The organism is Peptostreptococcus anaerobius VPI 4330 = DSM 2949 (assembly GCF_000381525.1).
GTDB lineage: Bacteria > Bacillota > Clostridia > Peptostreptococcales > Peptostreptococcaceae > Peptostreptococcus > Peptostreptococcus anaerobius.
Genome location: NZ_KB906621.1, coordinates 1 through 24,947, shown reverse-complemented (window position 1 = coordinate 24,947; position 24,947 = coordinate 1). Strand labels below are relative to the sequence as shown.

Genomic DNA, 24,947 nt, shown 5'->3' with positions numbered 1-24,947 from the left:
CTATTATATAAAACAAAAACAGTCCTGATGGACTGTTTTTGTTTTATATAATATTAATATTTTTAATTAAAAGCTGCCACTATACCTTTGGCAATCTGTATACCCATCTTCTTCTGTGCATCCTTATATTTCAACTGGTTTACATCCCTTGAACTTGACATAAATCCACCCTCTACAAGAATAGCAGGAGCATTTGTGTTTGATATAACATAAAGGTGAGTACCGTCTTTCACACCTCTGTTTCTAAGATTGAAGTTATTTAGTATATTATTCAATATCTTATTGGCTACACTATTTGCGAATTGACCTTTACCCTTATAGACTTCAACTCCATTACCACTTAGTTCGCCTGTATCAGCATTGACTAAATTTCCGCCCTTGTTGTAGTGTATGCTACAGAATAATACTGCGCCCTCATTATTACTCAAGTCAGCTCTCTCAGGAAGAGTTGGATATGTGTCATCAGTCCTTGTCATAATTACTTTTGCTCCAGCCCTTCTAAGATAATCGGCACAAGCATGGGCTGTAACAAGTGTCCAGTCTTTTTCCTTGTATCCATTTAATCCTACAGCACCTGTATCTCTTCCTCCATGGCCTGGGTCAATTATTATAGTCTTGCCCTTTATACCTCTACTTGGAGTTACCTGAGGTCTTGGTGATGGCTGAGAAGGTCTTGGTGCCGGGCTTGGATTAGAGCTTATTCCAAATAAGGCTCTTTGTAGGCCGCTAGTAACACTATATGAGAAACCTCCACCTACCTGAATTAGGTTAGATGCCCTTATTCCTGATATATATGTATTAGTTGTCCTCTGTATTCTATCTTTCTTTGTTATCAATATTGGAGCATTCTTCATAGCTGCCAGCGGACCAGCTGCAACTGTATCTATCATTCCGATATCATCAGACTTGGCTATTAGCATATTAGAAAATGGTCCCTTACCAAAAAACTTACTTATTATTTTAGCATTAGTATCATGTCTATCTACACCTGAGATTCTATTGGCTTCAGAACCATTAGCTACACTAGAAGATATTCTAGATAGTAATGTAGTATTTATTGATCCAGTACCACCGATATAGTATACATTTGGTGTGTTATTTCTTATAAAATTCATAGCATCAGAATTTAAGACACTAGCATTTGACACCAATACCGGGTTTTTAGTCCTACCCGCCTGTGCAGCTATAGAAAGTGCATCTGCAGATCCGTTTTGAATACTTACAACATATGATGTATCAACATCATGGTGTCTTGATATTTCATTGGCAATTTTTGCTGATGTCTGACCAACAGTAGCGCCTGATAACCTTACTGTAGATATACCCATACTCTTAATAGATCTTTCTATATTTGGTGACAGGGCTCTCGTATCACCTATTATATATATTTTTCTAGGTCTAAGCCTTTTTATCTCAGTCAAGGTATTCGGGTTAAGCGTCTGATTACTTGAAAGTAATATTGGCGCATTGTAAGTTGTTGCAAGCGGTGTCGCCATAGTACCTGATATTGTACTTGAGCTATTAACTAAAACCACATTTTGAGCACCCCTAGGCCAACCATTCTGACTGATTTTCACAGCAGTTTGATACCTATTGCTACCTGATAGGCTAGTCATATTTCCAGACTGCTTTTGGTTATCTGAATCAAGCTTAGATTCCGTTTCCAAACCTGTCGACCCTATCTTCTCTAGCTTTCCTTCACTGTCAACATTTACCATCTCTAACTTTATTTCTACACCCTGTGTATCAGAAGTTTTTTCTTCTATATTTACTGAATCTAATTGATTAACAAACTCTGACCTAGATGCATCTGTATCCACTTCATCAGCCAGTGATGTTGGAATCATACTAAATGCTAGAGCAAGTGCAGAAATCGTTGCTAAGACTTTTCTCTTAATATTTTTTCTCATCATATCCTCCTACTTATAATCATACCTTATTATCCTAAAGCATATTATAACACATATAGTTACATTCTGTAACCTTTTAATCTAATTTTTCTATTAATTTTTCTTAAGATTTTTCCAAAATAATAGTGGAGATTGGTTTAACCATTCTCCACTATTATTTTTATTTTGACTTTAAAGTGAATTAATTTACACTTCCTAAATTTTCATCATTTGATGTTCTATTATTTGTTTCTATATCTTCACTTGTTTTTCCTGTTCCTTGTCCTACTTGGCTATAATCAGCTGCATTAGGATCATTAGTCTGGCCATTTGTATCTGGTGATCGACCGTCCTGGTTAAGATTTTGCCCCTCTTGTTCTGTATTTTTCTTCTCTATTATGACTCTACCCTCATCATCCCTCTTGATTCCGTCCTTTGGTAAAAAATCTGTATAGAAGCCACTAACATAGTTATTTCTAAGTGTATTTACAATTTTTTCGTCATTGTATGTAAACATATAAAGACTTATACCCCTATCAAGTAACTTGTTAGTTAATACATTAGAGAATTTAAATTTATTTACAGCGACAATTTTTATACCATGTTCATAAGAGAAGTCAACTATTTTCTGAGCCTTCAATTCCTCCAACCTATATGTAGTAAATATCATAGACTTAAAATTATATATATTCATCAAAGGTCTATACATTTCTTCATAGTAGATCTGAGGTATGACTCTCTTCATTATATCTGGGTCTACTTTCTTTGCAACTCTAACAAGTTCCCTATATGATTTTTCCACAGACTTTATATCATTAGTCTTTAGGTCAACTACCAAGTACATATCTTTATGGGCTTTCATATACTTAGCTACATCCTCAAAATTCATAGTATGGTAAGTTCCCAATATCTTTTTGCTCAAAAACTCCCTTTCACCAGGTTTTTCCTTATTCCAAGAAAGTGGTAAGCCCAGTGATGATAAAGAGCTAGTATCAAATGAATGACACAGGATAAGCTTATCGTCAGAAGAAAGAGAAAAGTCTGCCTCCATCACCCTTATGCCTCTCTTATAAGAATTCTCCATAGCTTCTTTAGAGTTGGTGTAGGTATTTCCACCTATGCCGCCCATTGCGTGTGCAATATACCTATTCTCCTTAACCCACTCATAGTTAAACTTTTTAGGATAATTGTCCATATATACAGTTCCATCACTAGCCTGAACAACATTTACATCCAATACCTTGTATATAAAATCTAGTGGAACATATATTGTATCTTCCATGTATTGGACAATACCGTCCATTTTTAGGATATCCTTGTTCTCTTTAAATCTTACCTCATTAGACCCTCTGGCAAGTTTGTATACATCGTTGTTATAGCTAAACTCAATGCCACCCTTGGACTCAAGCTTGTAACTAGTCTTAGAATTAAAGTTTTTACATAACTCTAGGACAGGTACGTATACAATACCATCCCTAATCTTATAGGGCTTATCCATCTTTGCCTTTTTGTTATTTATTATTAACTTTTCTCTTATTTTAGTGTTCTTAAATTCTGATATCAACTTCCTCTGGTTACTATTATAGAGGAATAGTCGAAACAAACTCAAAATTAGAACAAGGGTAGCTAAAATAATAATAGCCATCTTTATCCAGATTTTCGCCCTTTTTCTATCTATATTTTCTAACATATCTCCTCCAAATTATAAACCTAGCTTAATATCAAACCTATGCAATAGGTTACCCAATAATATCCAAATCACGGTAATTATAGCTGCATATACACCTGATGCATAATCACTACCGAATATAGGAAGGATAAAATCTACTGTAAACCAGTTGTTAAAGTGTAGCCAAGTACTAGTGTATATAGATTTTATCGTAATAAGGTTAACCAGCTTATATATTACAGTAGTTATAACTATTACAGCCAGAGAATTAAGTCCCAACCTCTTTACAAGAAGAGTACCAAAGTTTATAGCTAGTATGTCACATATTATATATAGAACAAACATCATAAAATAAAAATATGACGATACCCTGAGTACAAATGTTAGGCTAAGAATATTTCTATTCAAAGGTAACCATATGCCCATAACTTTTGACACTATATAAAATAAGATGGCTATAAATAACATGTCTACAAGTTTTCTTGCCTCTAAATTTATCCTATAGTAATTACTAAGAATGGCCTTTATAGACCTAGGATTTATCCATGACTTTATATCATGTAGGACATTTTTTCTACTATATCCTGATTCCTTGACCCAACTGGTCCTCTTATATCTTATGTACCTCTTGTTTTCTACGGGCTTTTTATTCAATATGCAAGCCAGTCCCAAACCTATCAAGCCTAAAGATACACCTGATATACAGACAAGTATTCCTTCTGGGTCTGCCATTGAAACACTTTTAAAAGTTGATAATAGAGCCTTATCCATCACCACAAATATACTACTCTCTCCTGTTTTTAAAGAGTGAGCAAATCCAATTGCAGTGAATATTATGGACACTATAATTCCCATAGAAATAAATATATAAGTCAATGCATTATTTTTTATCCTCATTTTTAGGAAGCCTATATAAAGTAACAAACTCATAATATATACAAAGGCCATCATTTGTATGGGACCAGTAAGTCTTACATAGTCATTTGCAGGATAGTATATACAAGAGAAAATCAAGCCTATCACAAAAACTATTATAGACTTGATAAAGGACATCTTTACAATATGCCTAAGGTCTTCATTTTCCTCATAATGTTTCTTCACATAAAATGGTATCGAGCTACCAATTACCAACAAAAACATTGGAACCAATATATCGAGTAAAGTCATGCCATTCCACTTAGAATTTTGAAAAGCATAGCTAATCTGGTTTTCTAAACCCTGATTAATCATAAACATAGATAATATTACTAGAAGTCCCCTCATATAATCTATTGACTGAACCCTCATATCCTCATATTTTGCATCTAAATCCGCCTTATATTCATAATATGACTTGAGTTTTTCATAATAATTATAAACTATCTTTCTAATCCATGATTCTTCGTCATTATTGGCCATATTTGTTTTTTTTATTTTAATACTCATATGCACCACCCTATCTTAATCCTAGTCTTCCTCGTTATCAAAAGAAAACACAAACTTCAATGTTTCAAGCCTTATCTTTCTGTTCAATTCATTAAACATATGGTAGGCTTCCATAGTATATTCCTTTACAGGGTCCTTTTGGGCTACTGAAACCAATCCAACAGACTGTCTCATCTGGTCCATCAGGTCTATATGGTCTACCCAATAGTTATCCACTACTTCAAGCAAGACTTCTTCTCTTTGTCTTGCAACCTCCTGCTCACCTATCAACATAGCCTTCATATCAAGAACTCTCTCAGCTATAGAATAAACAGTATCAGCAAATTCCTTACTTGTAAGGGCATTTGCATCTGGTATCAATAGGGTTCCTTCTGGCATAAATTGATTGTACATAGTCCTATAGAACTTAAAGTAGTTTCTTGGTTTTGTATCTATATATTTTGCAACATTCTCATCTATGACTATCCTAGCCATCTGTAGAATTGTCTCCTTAAGATCTACTCCCTCTAGTACGTTGTCTCTTTCACCATATACTACTTTTCTCTGCTTGTCTATAACATTATCATACTTCAAGACGTCTTTTCTCTGCTCAAAGTTCTTACCCTCTATACCCTTTTGGGCATTTTCTATAGCACGAGTCAAGGCCTTGCTTGATATTGCTCCATGTGGGTCTGGCTTCAACTTCTTACCTAGCTTCTTGATTGCAGCTCCACCATATAATTTTATTATCTCGTCTTCTAAGCTTACAAAAAATCTAGATGTACCAGGGTCACCTTGACGTCCTGATCTACCTCTTAACTGGTTATCTATACGCCTAGACTCATGTCTTTCTGTTCCTAATACATATAGGCCTCCAAGTTGTCTGACCTTTTCTTCCATTTCCTTGTCGCCGTTACCAAGCTTGATATCTGTACCCCTACCTGCCATGTTTGTAGCTATAGTGATAGAGTTAAGTGTCCCAGCCTTAGCGACTATTTCTGCCTCTTTCTTATTTTCCTTGGCATTTAAAATCTCGTGGTCAAGCCCTCTTTCTTTTAACATCCTAGATAGGATTTCAGACTTTTCAACTGTAGCTGTACCCACTAGTATTGGCTGACCCTTTTCATGTATCTTAGCTATTTCTTCTACAACTGCTGTAAATTTTTCTTTTTCAGTTGTGTATACCCTATCGTTTAAGTCCCCTCTTATTACAGGCCTATTTGTAGGGATCTGCACAACATTCATATGGTATGTCTGCTCAAATTCATCTTCTTCTGTCTTGGCTGTACCAGTCATTCCAGACATCTTATCATACATCCTAAAGAAATTCTGGTAGGTAACTGTTGCCATAGTCTTGTTATCAGACTGAATAGTCACCTTTTCCTTAGCTTCTAGGGCCTGGTGTAGCCCATCAGAGAACCTTCTACCATCCATTATTCTACCTGTAAACTCATCTACTATAAATACTTCATCGTCCTTGACAACATAGTCATCATCTATATGCATAAGCTTGTGGGCAGCTAGGGCCTGATTGATATGGTGGTAGATGAACATATTATTTACATTTGTGATTGTTCTTATACCAAAGAATTTTTCAGCCTTCTTAAAACCTGACTCAGTAAATGATACTGTGTGCTCTTTTTCATCTAGGTCATAATCTTCTTCTACTAGGGTCCTCACAAAGTCATCTGCCCTATAGTATAGTTCGTTGATTGCCTCTCCCTCACCTGAAATAATAAGAGGAGTCCTTGCCTCATCTATTAAAATTGAGTCAACCTCATCTATAATACAGTAGTTAAGCTCTCTTTGTACCTTCTGTCTAAGATCCTTAACCATATTGTCTCTTAGGTAGTCAAATCCAAACTCTGAATTTGTTCCGTAAGACACGTCACATCTGTACTTTTCCTGCCTAATATTAGGAGTCTGACCTGCTATTATTGTTCCTACTGTCATTCCCAAAAACTCAAATACAGGTCTTACAGTATCTGCATCACGGTCTGCAAGGTAGTCATTTACTGTTATTACATGGACACCCTTTGAACTAAGGGCATTTAAGTAGCAAGGTGCAACCGCAACTAGGGTTTTACCTTCACCTGTCTTCATCTCTGCTATCTTGCCCTGATGAAGTACTATACCACCTATTAGCTGTACCCTATACTGTCTCATACCAAGTACTCTTTTAGTAGCCTCTCTTGCAACAGCAAAAGCCTCTACTAACAAGTCATCCAAGGTCTCACCCTTATCTAATCTATCTCTAAACTCTTTAGTCTTATTTGATAAGTCTAAATCACTAAGAGTCTGTATTTCCGATTCTAGTGCTTCTATTTGATCTACTATTTTATTTAATTTCTTTATTTCAATTTCATCTTGTCTATTCAAGAACGAATCAATTACTGACATAGTAACCCCCTTACTTTCATTTGTTAATAACCACTTTATTATACCACAAAACATAATTAAAATTAAGATGCATGATGATTATAAGCGTCTTTTTAATAATTTATCAAGTATAAAATCCACAAATACTAGTCACTATGAAAATATTGTCCTTTTATATCCAAAAAGTATAAATTTTATTAGACATTTGCTCATTAATATTGTATAATAAAGGTACTTAAAAAATTATGTTCCTTTTTAAGTATTTCTCACAAAAAAAGAGGGGTTGATTATTCACCCTTTCTTTTTTTGCCCTTTTAAATTTTCAGAATTATCTGTATTATATTTTGTCAAAAATTAAATAATACTTTTATAACACTAACTCCTCCAATCGGCTCTAATAGCTCATATGACTTATTTTATTAAATAAGTTCCTTCACTATCCTGTCTTATCAAACCTTTTTTCATCATAGTTCCTAGTGTTCTCTTGAAATTTTTCTTACTTGTAGAAAATACTATCCTCAAATCTTCTGGATCAGACTTGTCATTAAAGGACATATAGCCGTCATTCCCTTCAAGGTAACTCAGGATTGATCTTTCAAGACTAGACATCTCTTCTACTCTATCGCCCCTTGTAGAAAGCCCCAAACGTCCATCCTCATATTCTCTAATAACCCTTAGGTCCTTTAGGTAGTCACCTTCTTTGAGACTTGAGTAATACTCATCCTTTAGAATTATCCCTAACTTGTCAGGATCTATACACACTACTGCAGTTCCATTTGATTGAAAACCTATGACATATCCATTACACTTGTCGCCAAGTTGTAGGCTAGAATCAACAGACAGACGGTCTTCAATATCAAGACTTGCAGCAAGTCTACCAGTCTTGTCAACGTAAACATAGAATGGATATGATTCATCGACAAATATCTTGTATGTTCTTTCCCTAAATGGAACTAGTACATCTCTTTCAAGTCCTATATCTACAAATGAACCTATCTCTGTGTTGTCGCACACCTTAAGTACTGCTATGTCACCTGCACAAGCCTTTGGTGTCTTCTGTGTTGCTACTAGACGTTTTTGCGAATCTCTGTATACAAATACATTGACTTCATCGCCTATTTTTATCTTTTCTTTTTGTACTATATTTTTGCTAGGCAATAGTATGTCATCACTAGTATTTCCAGTCTGACCATCTAAAAAGAAACCATATTCTTTTTCTCTCATCACCTTTAAGTTGTTGTAATTTCCAAAATTAATCAATTTGCACCTCTAAATTCTTGCAAGACCAGTTTTTCTAGCCGCTTCTTCTACTGCCTTGGCTACAGCCTCAGCTATTCCTTTTTCAAATGCCAATGGTAAAATGTAGTCTACAGATAACTTATCTTCGTCAATGAAGTTGGCTAAAGCCATGGCTGCTGCTACCTTCATCTCTTCGTTTATCTGCCTAGCCCTACACCTAAGAGCTCCCTTAAATATTCCTGGGAATGCTAGTACGTTATTGACCTGGTTAGGATAGTCACTCCTGCCTGTACCCATTATAAATACCCCTGACTCCTTGGCCTCTTCTGGAAGTATCTCTGGAACCGGATTTGCCATGGCAAATACAACTGGCTGGTCATTCATGGTCTTTATCATGTCACTAGTAAGCATCTTGGGTCTAGAAACACCTATAAATACGTCCTTGCCAACAACAGCGTCCTTTAGGCTACCTCTTTCCTTGTTCTTATTTGTATATTTCAACATCTCCTTTTGAGCCCAATTTATGTCAGGTGATGATTCTTCTAGGATACCATACCTGTCACATAATACTATGTTTTTAACATTTAAGTTTAGAAGCATCTTGGCTATTGCTATACCGGCAGAACCAGCCCCATTGATAACAACTTCAAGGTCTTCTATATCCTTGTCTTTCATAAGTTTTGCTGCATTTATAACTCCAGCTGTGACTATTATAGCAGTACCGTGCTGGTCATCATGGAATACAGGTATATCAAGCTCTTTTTTTAGGCTCTCTTCTACTTCAAAACACCTAGGCGCTGCTATATCCTCTAGGTTTATTCCACCAAATACCGGCTCAATCATCTTGACTGACTTTACAATTTCATCAACATCCTGACAAGCCAAACATATAGGGAATGCATCAACCCCAGCAAATTCCTTAAATAGTATAGCCTTGCCTTCCATAACTGGTATAGCAGCCTCTGGACCTATGTTACCAAGACCTAATACAGCAGAACCGTCACTAACAACAGCTACCATATTGGACTTTGATGTATACTTATATACATCTTCCTTATTTTCACTTATCTTTATGCAAGGCTGGGCTACTCCTGGAGTATAGGCCACTGATAGGTCATCCTTATTTTCAACCTTCACCTTGCTTATTACTTCTATTTTACCCTTTTTCTCCTCATGAACTCTTAGAGCTTCTTCTGAATAATTCATATATCCTCCCTAGTCAATCGCTTTTATATTATCATACAGGTTGTTTCCTTTTGAATCTATACATACGGTAAGCATCATATCTTCAACACGAATTTTTCTAACAGCTTCTGCCCCTAAATCATCATATGCAATCACCTCTGATGACTTGATTCTATTTGATAGGTAGGCACCCGCTCCACCTATGGCAACTAGGTATACAGCACCATACTTCTTCATGCCGTCTATGACAACTTGGTTTCTTTTGCCCTTACCTATCATAATCCTTAGACCCTTTTCCAAAAGTGGCAAGGTAAGGTCATCCATCCTATAGCTAGTTGTAGGTCCTGCAGATCCTATTATCTCCCCTGGCTTGGTTGGTGATGGTCCAACATAGTAGATAGCCTGTCCCTCTATATCAAATGGGGTTGGCTGGTCTTGGTCAATGGCCTGACAGATTCTTTTATGAGCTGCATCTCTTGCCGTATATACAATACCCGAAAGACTTACCGTGTCTCCTGCTTTTAATTTTCTTATATCTTTCTCTTTTAAAGGTGTTTCTAGTCTTATCACAGCTGCCTCCTATATCATTACTTTTTTGTGTCTAGATGAATGGCAGTTTATATTTACCACAACAGGTAGACCTGCAATATGAGTTGGGAATGTTTCTATATTCAGGAATAGGGCTGTTGTAATACCTCCCAAGCCCTGTGGACCTATGCCCAACTTGTTTATCTTTTCTAGGAGTTCAATCTCTAGTGCCTCTATTTCAGGATCAGGGTTGTGGACACCGACTTCTCTGAACAAGGCCTTCTTAGCTATAGTAGCACACTTGTCGACTGTTCCACCTATGCCTACACCTACTACCATAGGTGGACATGGATTTGGACCAGCTTCTCTGACAACATCTATAATAAATTTCTTTATGCCCTCTATACCGTCAGATGGCTTTAACATCTTCATCTGGCTCATATTTTCACTGCCGAACCCCTTGGCTGCGTACTCTATTTCTATCCTGTCTCCCCTTACAAACTCATAGTGGACTATGGCTGGCGTATTGTCTTTTGTATTTATCCTAGATATAGGACTGACTACGGACTTTCTCAGATAACCCTCAGTATAGCCCCTCTTAACACCTTTATTGATAGCATCTTCTATGAGATCTCCTTCTACTAGGACCTCGTTGCCTATCTTAACAAAAAATACCGCCATACCTGTATCCTGACAAAGTGGAGTCTGAGTTTCCTTGGCTATTTTGGCGTTGTCTATCAAGATTCCTAATATGTTTTTAGCAACATCTGAAGACTCCCTATCACGATATTCTTGCATAGTATTTATCAAATTTTCATCTAAATTTATACAGCCATCTATGCACATATCCCTGACTGCATCTTCTATATTCTTTGAAGATACTATTCTCATATCTCTACTCCTTATTTCATCAACAGGTCAGCGTACTCTGAACCAGTAACCCTAAGAAGGTCGCTCGGTTCAAGTTCAACCTGAAATCCAATTTTACCTGCACTGACAGTTATAGTGTCTATGTCTTTTGCAGACTCGTCTATATATGTTGGGTATGACTTTTTCATACCAATAGGAGAACAACCTCCCCTAATATATCCTGTCACCTTATTTATATCTTTTACGTTTATCATTTCTATGCTCTTTTCACCACAAGCCCTAGCTGCCTTTTTCATATCTAGATTTTCAGCTACTGGTATGACAAATACATAGTATTGTTTACTATGCCCCTGCGTAACCAAGGTCTTGTATACAGTTGCTGGGTCTTTGCCAAGACCTTTTGCTGCTGTAACCCCGTCTACATGGTCCTTGTCTACAGGGTATGAGAGCTCTTTATGGTCTATTTTTTCTATATCAAGTATCCTCATAGCATTAGTTTTAACTGTTTTTTTAGACATAACACACTCCTATTATTTTCTTAAAACTACTGATCCTATACCATAATACCTAGCGATTGTTACATTAATCCAGTTTTCAGGATCGTGTTCACAGTCCCCCAATCCAAAACCAGCCATATACTTATTTTCTGCTGGCAGGGCTGGAACCTCTACATTTTGAACCTTACCACTTGACTTGTTATCAAGAATAACAAGTTCTCTAGCGTTATACTTTGAAAGATACTCACTACTTGCTAGTATAGCATCAGGAACCGTCTTTACAAATCCGTATCCAGCAAACAATATCATAATCATGACAATTAAGGCAGCCAACTTGTTGTCTTTTCTATCAATAGTAGCTATGGACATAACTATAGCAGCTATAAAAAAGAATACTGTACCAACCATAGCCCTAGGTGGGAATGTCGGTGCCGCAAGCATTGACCAAAATGACAATAGGCCAGCTACAAAATATACCTCTGTTTCCAAATTCTTTCTCATATCCATAATCCTCGAAACAATTACGAAAATAAGGCAAATTATAAATAATACCATTATGTATTTTGAATAAGCTTGGCTCATCTTTGTAAATCTCAATATTAACTTAACACTAAAATTCTCCGGCTCATTAAACAATTTCATCCTCGCAAAATTTCCAGGTGCAGTTATCATAATGATAAATCCCATCAAAGTAGAAACTGTCATCATAACCATAATACTTATACCCTTTGTATTGTCTATCATCATCTTAATCAGTTGATAGGCAAGGACAAATAACAATCCAACTACAGTGTTTTCATTGGTCCACCCTGTCAAAAAGCAAAGTATGACTATAAGGGGAATCCACATATATAAATGGCCTGTATCATTTATTATAGCCACTCTTCTGGATATATGTAGAACAGCTAAAATCATAAGACTTGTCCACATATAGTTGGCTGCACCGATGACCCATAAGTATGTCTGACCAAATACCGGCGTATAGTTCCACACAAGTAAAAACACAAGAATCAAAACACCTGTTTTAAATATGTGCCTTCCATATTTATTGCTGTTTATCACACTTTCAAGATATTTGCTATCCCCTGTCAAGCCATAAGCATCTGGCATAACGACAAACCTATAAATACTATAAATAAAAGTACAGAAAAATATACTATTAAAAAAGTTTATAAAGGACTTGTTAAACATCAACATAAACTGCCCCATTCCATGTGCAATAGCCCTACCATTTATTGAGTAGTACCTGTTTTTTTGGATTAAGAATATATCCTTAATCGAGCTTATCCTCTCACCACTTTTTGTAAATAAGTTGTTGAAGTCGTCAGCAACAAAGGTTGTATAAGAGTTCAGGAGCAGTATAAGGAAAAATATCAGCAACAATACAACAATAATTCCAAAATTGTATGACCATTCGTCATATAATTTATATCTTCTATTTTTATTATAATCTTTCATCTTACGGTCAATATAATCCCTGTCTATAAACTGACCGTCTATATATTCACCCTCACTTAACTTGTCTTGTATTTCCATTACAATCTCCTATTAGCTTAGGTCCTTAAAAGACCCGATAAATAACAATTTTTTATTAAAAGAGGGAGCCATCAGACTCCCTCTTTACGTATGTTCAAACTATGTATAATTGACTATAGTTCAAAATACATAGATTAGATTTAATTTCTGATGATTAGTTCTTTTCCTTTATAAGTTCACCTATAGTGCCCATAGAATCATCACCAACTGACATATACTGGCTGAAGTCTTCTTCTGGTTCTCTAGTAAGTTCCTTTATAGAAAGCATCATTCTCTTTGTATCTGGGTTGAATTTTATTATAGCTGCCTTAACTTCATCACCTATATTTACAACATCTTCAACCTTGTTAACTCTGTTTTCACTTAATTCACCTATTGGTAAGTAAGCTTCTACACCAGGCTTAACTTCAACAAAAGCACCCTTGTCTATTATTCTAAGAACCTTAGCTGTCACATGAGATCCTACTGAAACTTCTTCAGCGATCTTCTTCCATGGATCTTCATCAGGGTTCTTAAGAGAAAGTGCGATTCTCTTGTTTTCTGGGTTTATATCCTGGATATATACATCTACTTCATCTCCAACACTAACTACAGATTCTACATCTGCAACTCTTGTCCAAGAAAGGTTGTTTATATGAGCAAGACCTTCAACGCCACCTAAGTCTATAAATGCACCATATGACATTATATTTGTAACCTTACCAGTTCTCTTTTCTCCAACTTCAAGTGAATTGAATAGTTCTTCTCTAGCAATCTTAGCAGCTTCTCTTTCTGCCTTAATTCTAGCTCTTTCAGCTTCTCTTTCTGCCTTGAATTTTTCTCTCTTTTCCTGTCTTTCAGCATCAAGTATTTCCTGAGCAACTTCTCTATGAGAAATAATTATTCTGTTCTTTCTTGCATTTATTTCCTTGATGTAACATTCTAGGTCCATACCAACGTATTCATTTGTATCCTTTACAAACTTAGTATCTATCTGAGATATTGGCATAAACATATTGTGAGACTTGTAACTTGCGTATAATCCTCTATCTAAAGCCTTAACTGTGTGTACAGTTATAGTCTTGTGTTCGTCCATTGCTACCTGTAGTTCCTTTAGGTCCTTCTGCTGCTCTAACTTTAATATAGAGATCTTTATTGTAGCATCCTTGTAGCTAACGTTTGTGATCACACCTGTCACTTCTTCGTCTAGCTTGTAAACATCGGCTAAAGTCTGTCCCTTGGCTAGGTTCACTTCACCTGCAGGTATAACTCCATCAAAACCAACCTCTAGTTTGAGAGTTAGTTCATCATTTGTTATTCTAGCTACCTTTCCAGTGATTTCCTCACCTACATTAATCTTACTTAGCTCTTGTTCTTGCATATCAAGAAGCTCTTGCATTGTTAAATTTTCCATTATAATAACATCCTTTCGTCGCGTAGTATCCATATCTAATATTATAACACAAGTCTTCATGTATATGTAAAAAAATATTTCACTTTTTGTACTTATTTTCAGATTTTTTACTATAGTTTCAAAAATATGACCTATACTTTTTGGTTTTCATCTCATAAGTAGACCTACTAAACGACATTTTATTTATTTTTGTCTTACTATTAGTCTCTTATCCCTCGTAAAGGTTAGTTGACTGGTATATAGGATCGCAGGTAACATCTACACCAAGCTTTCTAAATACCTGTTCATCACTATTTGAAAGAATTACTGTAGAGTGGGCTTGACACCCTTTTAACAAGTCAAGTTTATCAACAGCATACTTTGCTACTGGATTTGTTACAGCACTGATGCTAAGAGCCATCAAAACTTCTTCAGCATTTAGTGAGACATTTCTGCTATTTAGGACATTTTTCTTTAGGTTTATAATAGGTTCAAGTACCAATGGTGATATAAGGTGGATATCGTCATTTATATCTGCAAGTATCTTAACTGCATTCAAGATAGCAGCTGCAGCCCCATTCATTGTATCTGAGAACTTACCTGTTACTTTTCTACCATCTTCTAATACCATACCTAGTCCCTGACAAGCAGAATTATCATTGTTCGGACAATGTGATTCAACATAGGCTCTAGCAACGTTGACAGCTTCCCTATCTTCGCCCTTTAGGCCTAGGCCTTCCATTATCATCTTCATCCTATCTACAGCTTCCTTGTCCAAGTTACCCTTTTTGTAGTCACATATTGTCTTGTAGTATCTTCTAATTATTTCCTGTATTGAAGCTTCCCTTACAGCATCATCATCCACTATACCAAATCCAACCCTGTTAACACCCATATCAGTTGGAGACTGGAACATAGATTCTTCACCTGTAATCTTTTCTATAATCTTCTTAAGAACTGGGAATAATTCAATATCCCTATTATAGTTTACAGTTGACTCACCATAGGCCTCTAAATGGAATGAATCTATCATATTGACATCCTTTAGGTCTACTGTTGCTGCTTCATAGGCAATGTTTACCGGGTGCTTAAGAGGTAGATTCCATACTGGGAATGTCTCATACTTTGAATAGCCAGCAGTTTTTCCCATTTTGTTTTCATGGTATAGCTGACTTAGGCATGTTCCAAGCTTTCCTGAATTAGGACCCGGCGCAGTCACAACTACGATAGGCTTAGTTGTTTCAATATATGGATTGGCTCCAAATCCCTCTTCACTTACTATAGTATCAACGTCAACTGGATACCCCTTTGTTGGTCCGTGTCTATATACCTTTATGCCCCTACGTTCTAACTTGTTAATTAGTATTGTTGCTGCAGGCTGATTTTCGTACCTAGTTATAACAACTGAATTGACATCAAGATTATAACCTCTCAAGTCATCAATCAATCTCATAACTTCCATATCATAAGTTATGCCTAGGTCTCCTCTTACCTTGTTTCTCTCTATATCACCAGCATAAACACATATAATTATCTCAACCTTGTCCTTTATATGGCTAAGAACCTTAATCTTTGCATTTTCATCAAATCCTGGTAAAACTCTTTTAGCGTGTAAGTCTCCTATCAACTTACCTCCAAATTCTATATATAGCTTGTCAAAGTTATCAACTCTTTCAAGTATATATTTTGACTGCTCCTCTAGATATTTGTTGTGATCAAATCCAATTTTCATATTAACTCTCCTATTTTATAATTTTATTTTCAAAAAACTTCTTGACTAAAGCCATAAAATGTATTAAAATAGAATTCCATCACAAATTCTTTAATACATGACATACGGCCTAGCTGTATGTTTTTTGCATCAATAAGTATTTATTATACAATTTTTTCTGGTAAAAATCAAGACGGTATTTACCTTTATTTTTATTGAATTCTATCACCTAACTAAAATAGCTCTTTAATATCTGCAATTCCTTCATCTATCTCCTCTGGACTAAAGTTTCTCTCCTTCAACTGTTCTTCACTCAATTCTTTTAACATAGTATAAAACTCACCTGCTATATAGATTGAATTTGCTGTCTTTGACTTTTTTATTGATTCAAATAGTACATCCTCTGCCTCATTTATTTTACCATCCATTACGAGTCTTTTAATTCTTATCAAAAGAATCTCTTCAATAGGATCATATGCAAAATTTAAATCATTTAGGCTAGAGTATTTTTTCCCTAAGAGCTCCTTGAATACTTGCTCTCTTTTTTGATTTTGTAATCTGTCTATTAAACCCATAATTTATAATCTCCTTAATTTATATTTCAAAAAAAATTTCATCTTAAATTCAAAAACAAAGTTCTAAGACATATAAAAGTCCCCAAGCATATTGTTGAGGACCCATAATATATATAACTATTTACTCTCCTTGTCAGACATTACTTCCTTTATGCCCTTAAAAGTACCTAGGAAATTTACAGCATCTGATGGAAGTACTAACTTAGAAGATGGACTCTCACCTAATTTTTCAATAGCTTCCATTGACTTAAGTGCAAGTATATTATCATCCACATTTGCTTCTTTCATAGCAGTGAATACACTTCTAATACCATCTGCTTCTGCAAGTTTTTTATTTCTAATAGCCTCAGCTTCACCCTGTGCTTCAAGAATCTTAGATTCTCTTTCACCTTCAGCTTCTCTTATCATTGATTCCTTTTTAGCTTCTGCTCTTAGGATTGCAGACTGCTTTTCACCCTCTGCAATAAGAATCTTAGACTGCTTTTCTCCTTCTGCCTGAAGTATAGCCTCTCTTCTTTCTCTTTCTGCACGCATCTGTTTTTCCATAGCAGCCTGTATATCTCTTGGTGGCATTATATTCTTAAGCTCAACTCTATTGACCTTAATACCCCATATATCTGTTGCCTCGTCAAGTATAGTCCTCATCTTGGCATTTATAAGGTCTCTCGAAGTAAGAGTTTCATCTAAATCAAGGTCACCTATTATATTTCTTAGAGTAGTCGCTGTCAGGTTCTCAATAGCGGATATAGGGTTTGCTATCTCAAACACATATGACTTTGGATCTGTTATCTTGTAGTATACAACTGTGTCTATCTGCATAGTTACATTGTCCTTAGTTATAACTGGCTGAGGTGGAAAATCCACTACCATCTCCCTAAGGTCAATCATATAAGACATAGTATCAATAAATGGAACTAATAAGTGAATACCTGTTTTGGCCTCTGTATGGAATTTACCAAGTCTCATGATAATACCCATCCTTGCCTGCTTTACTATCCTAATTGACCTGACTACTACTAGCAAAACCAAAAGGATTAATACTGTTGTAATTACTGATCTTACCATAAACTACCTCCAAAAATATTATTTTCTTTTTTCTACAAGGAGTTTGACACCCTGTATTCCCTTTACAAGGATTTCTTCTCCTACTTCAAGGATTTGCCCCTCTTCATTGGAAACAGCTGTCCATTCTTCACCCTTGACCTTGACAAGACCAGGTTGTTCAGGACTTATTCTTCCAATAACATAGCCTTTTTTGCCTATAAAGGCATCCGTATTCGTATCTACACTTGCCCAATGGGTATTATTTTTATCCCTGTCCATCTTAATCAGCTTTTTAGTAGCTATAAATAGAAGACCAAAAGATACTATCAAAAATACCGCCAACTGTATTGCCAGTGATTGTGTAAAATATGATACAGCTAGTGCAGCCAATGAGCCCACACTAAACCATATAAGGGCGAGACTAAGAGTTGCAGCCTCTCCTATAGCAAAGGCAACTGCTATTAATATCCAAATAACCTTTATACTTAACCCAAACATGATAGCCTCCTTTACAAAAAACTATTTTTTTCTATTATATAATATTTTAATTGTTTTTGGTATCATTTTTATTAAATCTCTTGCGTTTATAACATATTTATTTTTAAATATTACATCTCCAATTAATCCATGTAGGTAAACTCCCAAAACAGCAGCTTCAAAAGCTTCATAACCTTGACCACAAAGGGATGTTATAATACCTGTAAGGGCGTCTCCCATACCACCATTTGCCATAGCTGGATTACCAGTTGTATTTACGTATGTCCTATTTCCATCGCTAATAATCGTATTCTTACCCTTTAAAACTAAGACGATACCATTTCTAGCTGCGTAGCCCTTTGCTAGTTGAAACCTATTTTGGTCTACCTCACTCGGGCTAAGACCTATCATCCTCGCAAACTCTCCACTGTGTGGTGTCATGATGACATCTTTTCCTTTTGCCATTCTACTAGGATCGAATACATCCAAACCACCTGCATCTATAACAAGACTAGGCTTATTAGTCCCTGATTCTAAGTCACCTAACAAGGATTCCAACTGAACCTTACTGATTCTTTTGTCAGCCTTTCCCGGTCCAAATGCAATTGCGTCAGCCTTTGCTAGCAACTTTTCCAGTCTTTCCTTATCATCATCTAGACATGTCATCTCCTCAACTAGTCTAGTAGCATTTACCCCGACAGTATCCTCGTCAGAAACTAGGGTAACAAGTCCCGAACCTGTTTTACTTGCAGCCCTAGAAGCTAGATATGCAGCCCCATAATAGCCCTTAGAACCAGCATAGATCAGTACTTTTCCAAGGTCAGATTTGTTAGATGAAGGCTTTCTATCTTTGAGTATGTCATTTATATAGTCTATATCTACAAATCTACCACTTATAAAGTCTCGTCTGTCTGCGGACTGGTCTATACTAGCTCCAAACTTAGTCCTATCTTGCCTTTCTATATAATTATATACTTTATCAGGTATTCCAATCGGCTCTACAAAGACTTGACCAAGATAGTCTTCTATAGAGTAGTTCAAGAACCCCTCCTTAAAATACTCAAAAGTAATCGTATAGTCAGCCTCTATTGCATCTCCCATTATTTGACCACTTGTAGGATCTATTCCAGATGGAGTGTCAATGGCTATTGTTTTAAAAGAATACATTTCTCTAGCCCTATTTACCATTCCAATTAGGCCAATGTAGGAAAAATCTAAGTCCCTATTTAAACCGACACCAAATAAGGAGTCTATGAGATAGTCAGTTTGTTTAAGGATTCCTGTCATCTTTGTATCATTCATATGGTAGTCTCCATGTTCAAAGGATAGGATTTCAATCCCCATGGACCTAATAATATCCATGTTGGTCCTAGTAGACTCTGTCATCTTTTCTTCCTGACCGATAAAAATGACCCTTACACTATGACCCATTATGCTTAGCTTTCTTGCTATAACAAGACCATCTCCACCATTATTACCAGCACCACTCAATATTGTAAATAACCTTTGACCACACAGGCCTTGACTATCCAATATCTCTTCTATTCTTTTAGTGGCAGCTGATGCAGCATTTTCCATCAAAACAATCGATGGTATCTTAAAAGTATCCATACACATTTCGTCCATTTTTCTTGTCAAAGCTGCTGATCCTATTATCATGACAATACCTCCTTTAATATTTACCTTTTTCTTCTAGTCTATTTCCTTGTAGAGATGGCCTGTATCATAATTTCTAATATCAAGGTCAACCTCTTTAGAATTCTTCAACCTATCTATATAAGCCCTTGCTATTTTCTTCGTCTCTAAAGAATCTTCAAAACTAAAATCAAGTTCAAACTTTGATATGCCCGCATCTTCCAACCTATCTAGATCTTGGATTAGGCTCACTCTTTGGTCTGAGTATATTGTAGTCCTACAGTTTTCATCCTGGGATAGCCTATACCTTCTATTATCACTGGATTCAAGATAATAATCAGCCTTTGAACATTGGGCATCCCTCTTGTTTTTCTTGCAGGCCTTTGTTAATACTCCCATTGGACAGTACTCACTCAACATCATTTCAGTATAGCCATAGACCCTGTATTCTAGGTCATGACAGCTAGTTGCCAGATTCCTGATTTGGTTCAAAGACATTTCCTGAGATAGGCACATAAGTCCCATATTGTTTTCCCTGTAAAAATGTATAGACCTCTCGTTGAAAATATTAAGCCAAGATGACACAAGTATTTCCTTGTCAGCAAAGTTCTTCCTAATATAGTATATCTCACCATAATTCGACAGCCTAAAACCATCTAGCTGGTCTAGGTAGTCTCTTTCTAACTGGTCAAGACATGAATATATATTTTTTTCATTTGTTCTGATAATCCTAGGCATATAGTAGTATATTTTTTTACCTGCTTCTTTAGATATTTTTATAGCCTCTTTTATAGTCCTTATATCTCTATAATATACCCTATCAACCTCTAGGTCTAGTAGTACTTTTAATTGTTCTATATTTTTGCAAGAAACATTTATCTCTTCTACATAGTTCTTATTTTCATGGTGGCTAGACAGTCTATCCTTGTGCTCTCCTAGAGATAAATAATTCCTCTCTTTTATTTTAACCCTCATAGCAGATAGTTCTTCAATAGCAGCCCTCCTGATATTATTCAGCTGGCTAATTGGTAGGCTTAGGCCTTGTCCTATCTCAAAATCCGCCTTGTCCAAGCAGTATGGCGTATCTCCAAGCTTGGCTAGCTGTTTGTAGGCCTTTTCTTGGTCAATTGAAACCTTTAAGGCTTTTTCAACCCTAGATTCCCCATACACTCTGACATGATTTTTATCTGGATCTGACATTTCTAGGCAAGGATACTCACCCAAACTCAAATACAACTTTGCAGTTAGAGGAATCTTGACATAGTCCTTGTCCTCAGAATAGGTCTTCTGCACCCTGTCTATAAGGTCCTTGTCACTTGTCTTAAATATCTCAGTTCCCTTAGGAATATTTTGGGTATAGTCTATTTCAACGACTTGACCAGGATGTCCTATTGTGTCTATAGTCTTGCCCCTTATTATTCTTCCTATCTGGCCCCCACCTATATTTAGGCCATCTCCTTTTTTAAGTTCCTTTTCTAGCTTTATCTTCAGTTTCTTAGACTTTGAATTAAATCCTATAACCTTACCTATATATAGCCCCCTGTTATTTGGCTTTTGCTTGTTCATTATATCCGAGCCAACCTCACCTAGCAAATAACCATGGGTAAACTTCCTATTGAATATTGTGTATAGGTTATCAATAGTTTCTTGTGATACAGGCTTTCTAATAGATTTTGCATTTATATTTATATCTCGTCTACCAAGACTTGAGGTCCTGTTTTTTTGCATTTCAAGATAATTTAATACAGCATCCCTATAAGATGATACAACAGTGGCTACATATTCAGGTCTTTTCATCCTGCCCTCTATCTTGAGTGACATCAGGCCTGATTCAAGGACATCTCCAATATATTCAATAGAATTTAAGTCTCTTGGACTGAGTAGGTAGTCCCCCCCAGTATCTACATATGTCTCTTCTATCTCATTGTATATCTTATATTTTTGCCTACAAGGTTGGGCACACCTTCCCCTGTTTCCTGAACGAGTCCCCATAACAGAAGACATCAGACATTGGCCTGAATAAGAAACGCATAGGGCTCCATGAACAAACACCTCTATATCCACATCTGTAGCCTGGCATATCTGGGCAATCTCACCTACATTTAATTCCCTAGCAAGTACAACTCTTTTAAAGCCTAGACTTTCAAGGTACTTAACATCATTTAGACTGTGGGCTGCCATCTGAGTAGAGGCATGTAATTCAAAATCAGGTAAAATCTCGTGTATTCTTGTAGCCATACCTATATCCTGAAGAATAAGGGCATCTATAGAAATAGAATACAGAAATTTTATATATTCTATAAAGTCTTCTATCTCAGTCTGCTTTATAAGAGTATTCACCGTCACAAATACCCTACATCCTCTTATATGGCAATATTTTACAGCTTCTATCAATTCATCCCTGTCAAAATTGTTAGCACTAGCCCTAGCACTAAAGTCCTTTCCGCCTAAGTATACAGCGTTTGCTCCATTTTGAACCGCTGCCTTTAAGGCCTCAAAAGAACCCACAGGAGCCAATAATTCTAAGTTTTTATTTATCATACTTTACCACCTTATTTTCGTTACAAAAGGCTACATAGATCAATCTCTGTAGCCTTTAGTATATGTCATTATTTTATGCTATTTTTTAATTCCTCATAATTTAGCTGAATATTATAGGCCTTATTTTGAAATTCAGTAGCCATAGCTTCAGCAACTGCTACTTTGTTCTCCATTTCCTTTATCTGCATCTGCATTGACTTTATCTTTTTTTCTATATCAGGGTCACTAGCACTAGCTCCTGCAAGTGATATAGATTCTATCTTAGAGTCTCTTTCTTCTAGGTCAAGTTTCAATTGATCCCTTTCAGACTTGACCTTGGCTAGCATTTCATCAGACTGGGCCAATTTTTCTAATACGCTGTCAAACTCCTTTTCAAGATCTTCACTTGTGTTTGTGATTGAAGATTCTAGTTTTTCTATCTTATCCTTAAGCTGGTCATTCTCACTCCTAGCATCAAATAGTTTATCCGCCACATTTACAGACATAAGAATAGCTGCATTTATCTTTGTAAGACTTGGAGCCTTTGAGAAAATCTCCTTAAGTTCATTGTCTATGTATTTTGCTACCTTTACTATTTCTGCTTCGGGCTTTTCACCTGCTATATTGTAATCAACACCATCTATCTTAACACTTACTCTGTTCATAATGCACCTCGTCATAATATTTATACTACTTTCTAGTATATCAAATAATTAAGACCATTACCATACATTTATGGCTTTATCTTACATCAATTCCATTGGTAGATTCTTAATACTTTTTAAAGCTGTCTCATGAATATGCATATTGATATAATATATCTTATTTAGATAGCTGAATGTATTGTCTGTGTAGCTGAATGAATACTTTTTAAAACTGTCGCATGAATATGCATATTGATATAATATATCTTATTTAGATAGCTGAATGTATTGTCTGTAGAGCTGAATGAATACTTTTTAAAACTGTCGCATGAATATGTAACTTCTATGCTCGACACTCAAAATTCCAATGTGCTTTGCACTGGAATTTTTTAACCGTTTACTCACATGAAGTTACTAATATTCATCGCCAATGTTTTCTTAAAAGTATTCACTCTAGCTATCACAATTAATATCTAGTTGTAAAAATAAGATATATTATATGAAACTAAGGTAAAAATAAACACCTTAATGGGCTCTACACATTTTAACGTTGGTAGAAAAAAAGAGAGAGAGTTAAACCTCTCTCTTTTATGTATTTACCTATATAGGTATTCTATATCATCAGTTGGTGTTATTACATGCCTAGGTCCTACTATAGGATTCTTCATTATATAACCATGATATATTTTTTCATCATTTATTGTCTTTTCATCACTAGGGATATTGTTCTTTGCAAATCCAGTTACATTCATAAAATGCCATGTACCATCTGTTTTAGTGAACGCCATCATATGTTTTTCATCATGTATTTCGAATGATTTTATTCCCATTCTTAGCATAGCTTGATTGAATGTGTATACATAACCCTCGCAAACTGCTGTATTGTAATCAGTTATTGAGTATGGGCTTCTAGATTTTCTATGATTTTCAGCTGAGTTATCTGTGATGTTTTCGTTGTATGGATATGTCATCATTAAGAATCTAGCAAATTTCAGTGACTTTTCTTTTTCGTTAGGCATTTTATCAGCACCTGACTTAGTTATAAGTTCATCTATTTTTGCTAAGTTTGAAACATATTTTTCCTTACTATAAGATTCCATTGTGTAAAAAGTCTTTTCTATACAAATGTTTATATCTACAACCTTATACTTATCTACAGATACTTCATACTGTGATAATGAGAAACCAAGACCTCTAGCTAATATTCCAAATGATTTTTTTGGAGTGACTGAACTGTTCAATAATATTTTTTCACTATCTAAACCTTGATTTTTTAATCCATTGAATATATATCTATCATAATCCTGCTGTGTTGCAAAGTACTTCATTGAACTAGGCTTAACATACAAAACGCTTGTACCATTAACCCTAAAAGCATTAACCTCTTCTCTTGTACTTAATATGCTGTAGCCAGATGGTATACTTTTTTCTACTGATTCGTAATTCAACTTGTCTACAACAACAGTTTTCAAATTGCTATTGTTGTCTACTGACTTTATTATATATGTGTACTTGTTTTCTGCTGGCTTTGGAGGTGTTACAGGACCAGGATTTGGCTTTGGAGGTGTTACAGGACCAGGATTTGGCTTTGGATTTACTGATGTTCTACCATATATAATGTTTTCAACTGGAGTAGATAACATTCCACCTATTATAAACCTGCTCTTTATATCCTTGATGTAGTTTTTCTGGCTTTCTGACATACTAGAGCCTACAAGCATAATTGATGTATTCGCTTTGGCATTAAGTATATTTATTGATGAAAGTGCATCT

19 protein-coding genes are annotated in these 24,947 nt (G+C 35.7%); all 19 read right to left on the bottom strand.

Annotated features, from left to right (window positions below; all coding sequences use genetic code 11):
* Positions 1-62: 62 nt before the first annotated feature.
* Positions 63-1,910, bottom strand: a complete 1,848-nt coding sequence (locus tag F823_RS0106055; RefSeq protein ID WP_019595491.1) for an N-acetylmuramoyl-L-alanine amidase — start codon at positions 1,908-1,910, stop codon at positions 63-65.
* A gap of 181 nt (positions 1,911-2,091) precedes the next feature.
* Positions 2,092-3,579, bottom strand: coding sequence for a stalk domain-containing protein (locus tag F823_RS0106050; protein WP_002845387.1), 1,488 nt, complete (start codon positions 3,577-3,579; stop codon positions 2,092-2,094).
* A gap of 12 nt (positions 3,580-3,591) precedes the next feature.
* On the bottom strand, positions 3,592-4,983 hold the full coding sequence (locus F823_RS0106045; RefSeq protein WP_002845388.1) for a hypothetical protein: 1,392 nt from the start codon (positions 4,981-4,983) through the stop codon (positions 3,592-3,594).
* 21 nt (positions 4,984-5,004) lie between these two features.
* The gene (secA, locus tag F823_RS0106040; protein WP_019595490.1) at positions 5,005-7,362 is read right to left on the bottom strand and encodes a preprotein translocase subunit SecA; all 2,358 of its coding nucleotides are present in this window, start codon (positions 7,360-7,362) and stop codon (positions 5,005-5,007) included.
* Between the two features lie 390 nt (positions 7,363-7,752).
* Positions 7,753-8,601, bottom strand: a complete 849-nt coding sequence (locus F823_RS0106035; RefSeq protein ID WP_019595489.1) for a CvfB family protein — start codon at positions 8,599-8,601, stop codon at positions 7,753-7,755.
* A gap of 9 nt (positions 8,602-8,610) precedes the next feature.
* On the bottom strand, positions 8,611-9,786 hold the full coding sequence (locus F823_RS0106030; RefSeq protein WP_002845391.1) for an NAD(P)-dependent malic enzyme: 1,176 nt from the start codon (positions 9,784-9,786) through the stop codon (positions 8,611-8,613).
* A 9-nt stretch (positions 9,787-9,795) separates the two neighbouring features.
* The gene (locus F823_RS0106025) at positions 9,796-10,335 is read right to left on the bottom strand and encodes a Fe-S-containing hydro-lyase (protein ID WP_002845392.1); all 540 of its coding nucleotides are present in this window, start codon (positions 10,333-10,335) and stop codon (positions 9,796-9,798) included.
* 9 nt (positions 10,336-10,344) lie between these two features.
* Positions 10,345-11,184 carry a fumarate hydratase gene (locus F823_RS0106020; protein WP_002845393.1) on the bottom strand — a complete coding sequence of 280 codons (840 nt, stop codon included), beginning with the start codon at positions 11,182-11,184 and terminating at the stop codon, positions 10,345-10,347.
* 11 nt (positions 11,185-11,195) lie between these two features.
* Positions 11,196-11,681: a Cys-tRNA(Pro) deacylase gene (gene ybaK, locus F823_RS0106015; protein ID WP_019595488.1), complete on the bottom strand. Its 486-nt coding sequence runs from the start codon at positions 11,679-11,681 to the stop codon at positions 11,196-11,198.
* Positions 11,682-11,693: 12 nt separating this feature from the next.
* The gene (locus F823_RS0106010; RefSeq protein WP_002845395.1) at positions 11,694-13,196 is read right to left on the bottom strand and encodes a DUF3329 domain-containing protein; all 1,503 of its coding nucleotides are present in this window, start codon (positions 13,194-13,196) and stop codon (positions 11,694-11,696) included.
* A gap of 154 nt (positions 13,197-13,350) precedes the next feature.
* Positions 13,351-14,589: a 30S ribosomal protein S1 gene (locus F823_RS0106005; protein WP_019595487.1), complete on the bottom strand. Its 1,239-nt coding sequence runs from the start codon at positions 14,587-14,589 to the stop codon at positions 13,351-13,353.
* 208 nt (positions 14,590-14,797) lie between these two features.
* Complete coding sequence (locus F823_RS0106000; protein ID WP_019595486.1) at positions 14,798-16,300, bottom strand: DUF1846 domain-containing protein; 1,503 nt, start codon at positions 16,298-16,300, stop codon at positions 14,798-14,800.
* Positions 16,301-16,512: 212 nt separating this feature from the next.
* Positions 16,513-16,854, bottom strand: coding sequence for a DUF6483 family protein (locus F823_RS0105995; RefSeq protein WP_002842798.1), 342 nt, complete (start codon positions 16,852-16,854; stop codon positions 16,513-16,515).
* Between the two features lie 117 nt (positions 16,855-16,971).
* Positions 16,972-17,919, bottom strand: coding sequence for an SPFH domain-containing protein (locus tag F823_RS0105990; RefSeq protein ID WP_002842825.1), 948 nt, complete (start codon positions 17,917-17,919; stop codon positions 16,972-16,974).
* 18 nt (positions 17,920-17,937) lie between these two features.
* On the bottom strand, positions 17,938-18,396 hold the full coding sequence (locus F823_RS0105985; RefSeq protein ID WP_002842768.1) for an NfeD family protein: 459 nt from the start codon (positions 18,394-18,396) through the stop codon (positions 17,938-17,940).
* A gap of 21 nt (positions 18,397-18,417) precedes the next feature.
* Complete coding sequence (locus tag F823_RS0105980; protein ID WP_002845398.1) at positions 18,418-20,034, bottom strand: bifunctional ADP-dependent NAD(P)H-hydrate dehydratase/NAD(P)H-hydrate epimerase; 1,617 nt, start codon at positions 20,032-20,034, stop codon at positions 18,418-18,420.
* A 33-nt stretch (positions 20,035-20,067) separates the two neighbouring features.
* Positions 20,068-22,551: a U32 family peptidase gene (locus F823_RS0105975; protein WP_019595485.1), complete on the bottom strand. Its 2,484-nt coding sequence runs from the start codon at positions 22,549-22,551 to the stop codon at positions 20,068-20,070.
* A 68-nt stretch (positions 22,552-22,619) separates the two neighbouring features.
* A complete protein-coding gene (locus F823_RS0105970) occupies positions 22,620-23,195 on the bottom strand; it encodes a cell division protein ZapA (RefSeq protein WP_002845400.1) in 576 nt (191 codons plus the stop codon).
* A gap of 575 nt (positions 23,196-23,770) precedes the next feature.
* The coding region (locus F823_RS11335) for a hypothetical protein (protein ID WP_242831489.1) at positions 23,771-24,947 on the bottom strand (1,177 nt) is incomplete at its 5' end.

Coding starts and splice junctions, on each gene's coding strand:
- F823_RS0106055 (WP_019595491.1), bottom strand. CDS start 1,910: ATGAGAAAAAATATTAAGAGAAAAGTCTTAGCAACGATTTCTGCACTT.
- F823_RS0106050 (WP_002845387.1), bottom strand. CDS start 3,579: ATGTTAGAAAATATAGATAGAAAAAGGGCGAAAATCTGGATAAAGATG.
- F823_RS0106045 (WP_002845388.1), bottom strand. CDS start 4,983: ATGAGTATTAAAATAAAAAAAACAAATATGGCCAATAATGACGAAGAA.
- secA (WP_019595490.1), bottom strand. CDS start 7,362: ATGTCAGTAATTGATTCGTTCTTGAATAGACAAGATGAAATTGAAATA.
- F823_RS0106030 (WP_002845391.1), bottom strand. CDS start 9,786: ATGAATTATTCAGAAGAAGCTCTAAGAGTTCATGAGGAGAAAAAGGGT.
- F823_RS0106020 (WP_002845393.1), bottom strand. CDS start 11,184: ATGAGAATAGTATCTTCAAAGAATATAGAAGATGCAGTCAGGGATATG.
- ybaK (WP_019595488.1), bottom strand. CDS start 11,681: ATGTCTAAAAAAACAGTTAAAACTAATGCTATGAGGATACTTGATATA.
- F823_RS0106010 (WP_002845395.1), bottom strand. CDS start 13,196: ATGGAAATACAAGACAAGTTAAGTGAGGGTGAATATATAGACGGTCAG.
- F823_RS0106005 (WP_019595487.1), bottom strand. CDS start 14,589: ATGGAAAATTTAACAATGCAAGAGCTTCTTGATATGCAAGAACAAGAG.
- F823_RS0106000 (WP_019595486.1), bottom strand. CDS start 16,300: ATGAAAATTGGATTTGATCACAACAAATATCTAGAGGAGCAGTCAAAA.
- F823_RS0105995 (WP_002842798.1), bottom strand. CDS start 16,854: ATGGGTTTAATAGACAGATTACAAAATCAAAAAAGAGAGCAAGTATTC.
- F823_RS0105990 (WP_002842825.1), bottom strand. CDS start 17,919: ATGGTAAGATCAGTAATTACAACAGTATTAATCCTTTTGGTTTTGCTA.
- F823_RS0105985 (WP_002842768.1), bottom strand. CDS start 18,396: ATGTTTGGGTTAAGTATAAAGGTTATTTGGATATTAATAGCAGTTGCC.
- F823_RS0105980 (WP_002845398.1), bottom strand. CDS start 20,034: ATGATAATAGGATCAGCAGCTTTGACAAGAAAAATGGACGAAATGTGT.
- F823_RS0105975 (WP_019595485.1), bottom strand. CDS start 22,551: ATGATAAATAAAAACTTAGAATTATTGGCTCCTGTGGGTTCTTTTGAG.
- F823_RS0105970 (WP_002845400.1), bottom strand. CDS start 23,195: ATGAACAGAGTAAGTGTTAAGATAGATGGTGTTGATTACAATATAGCA.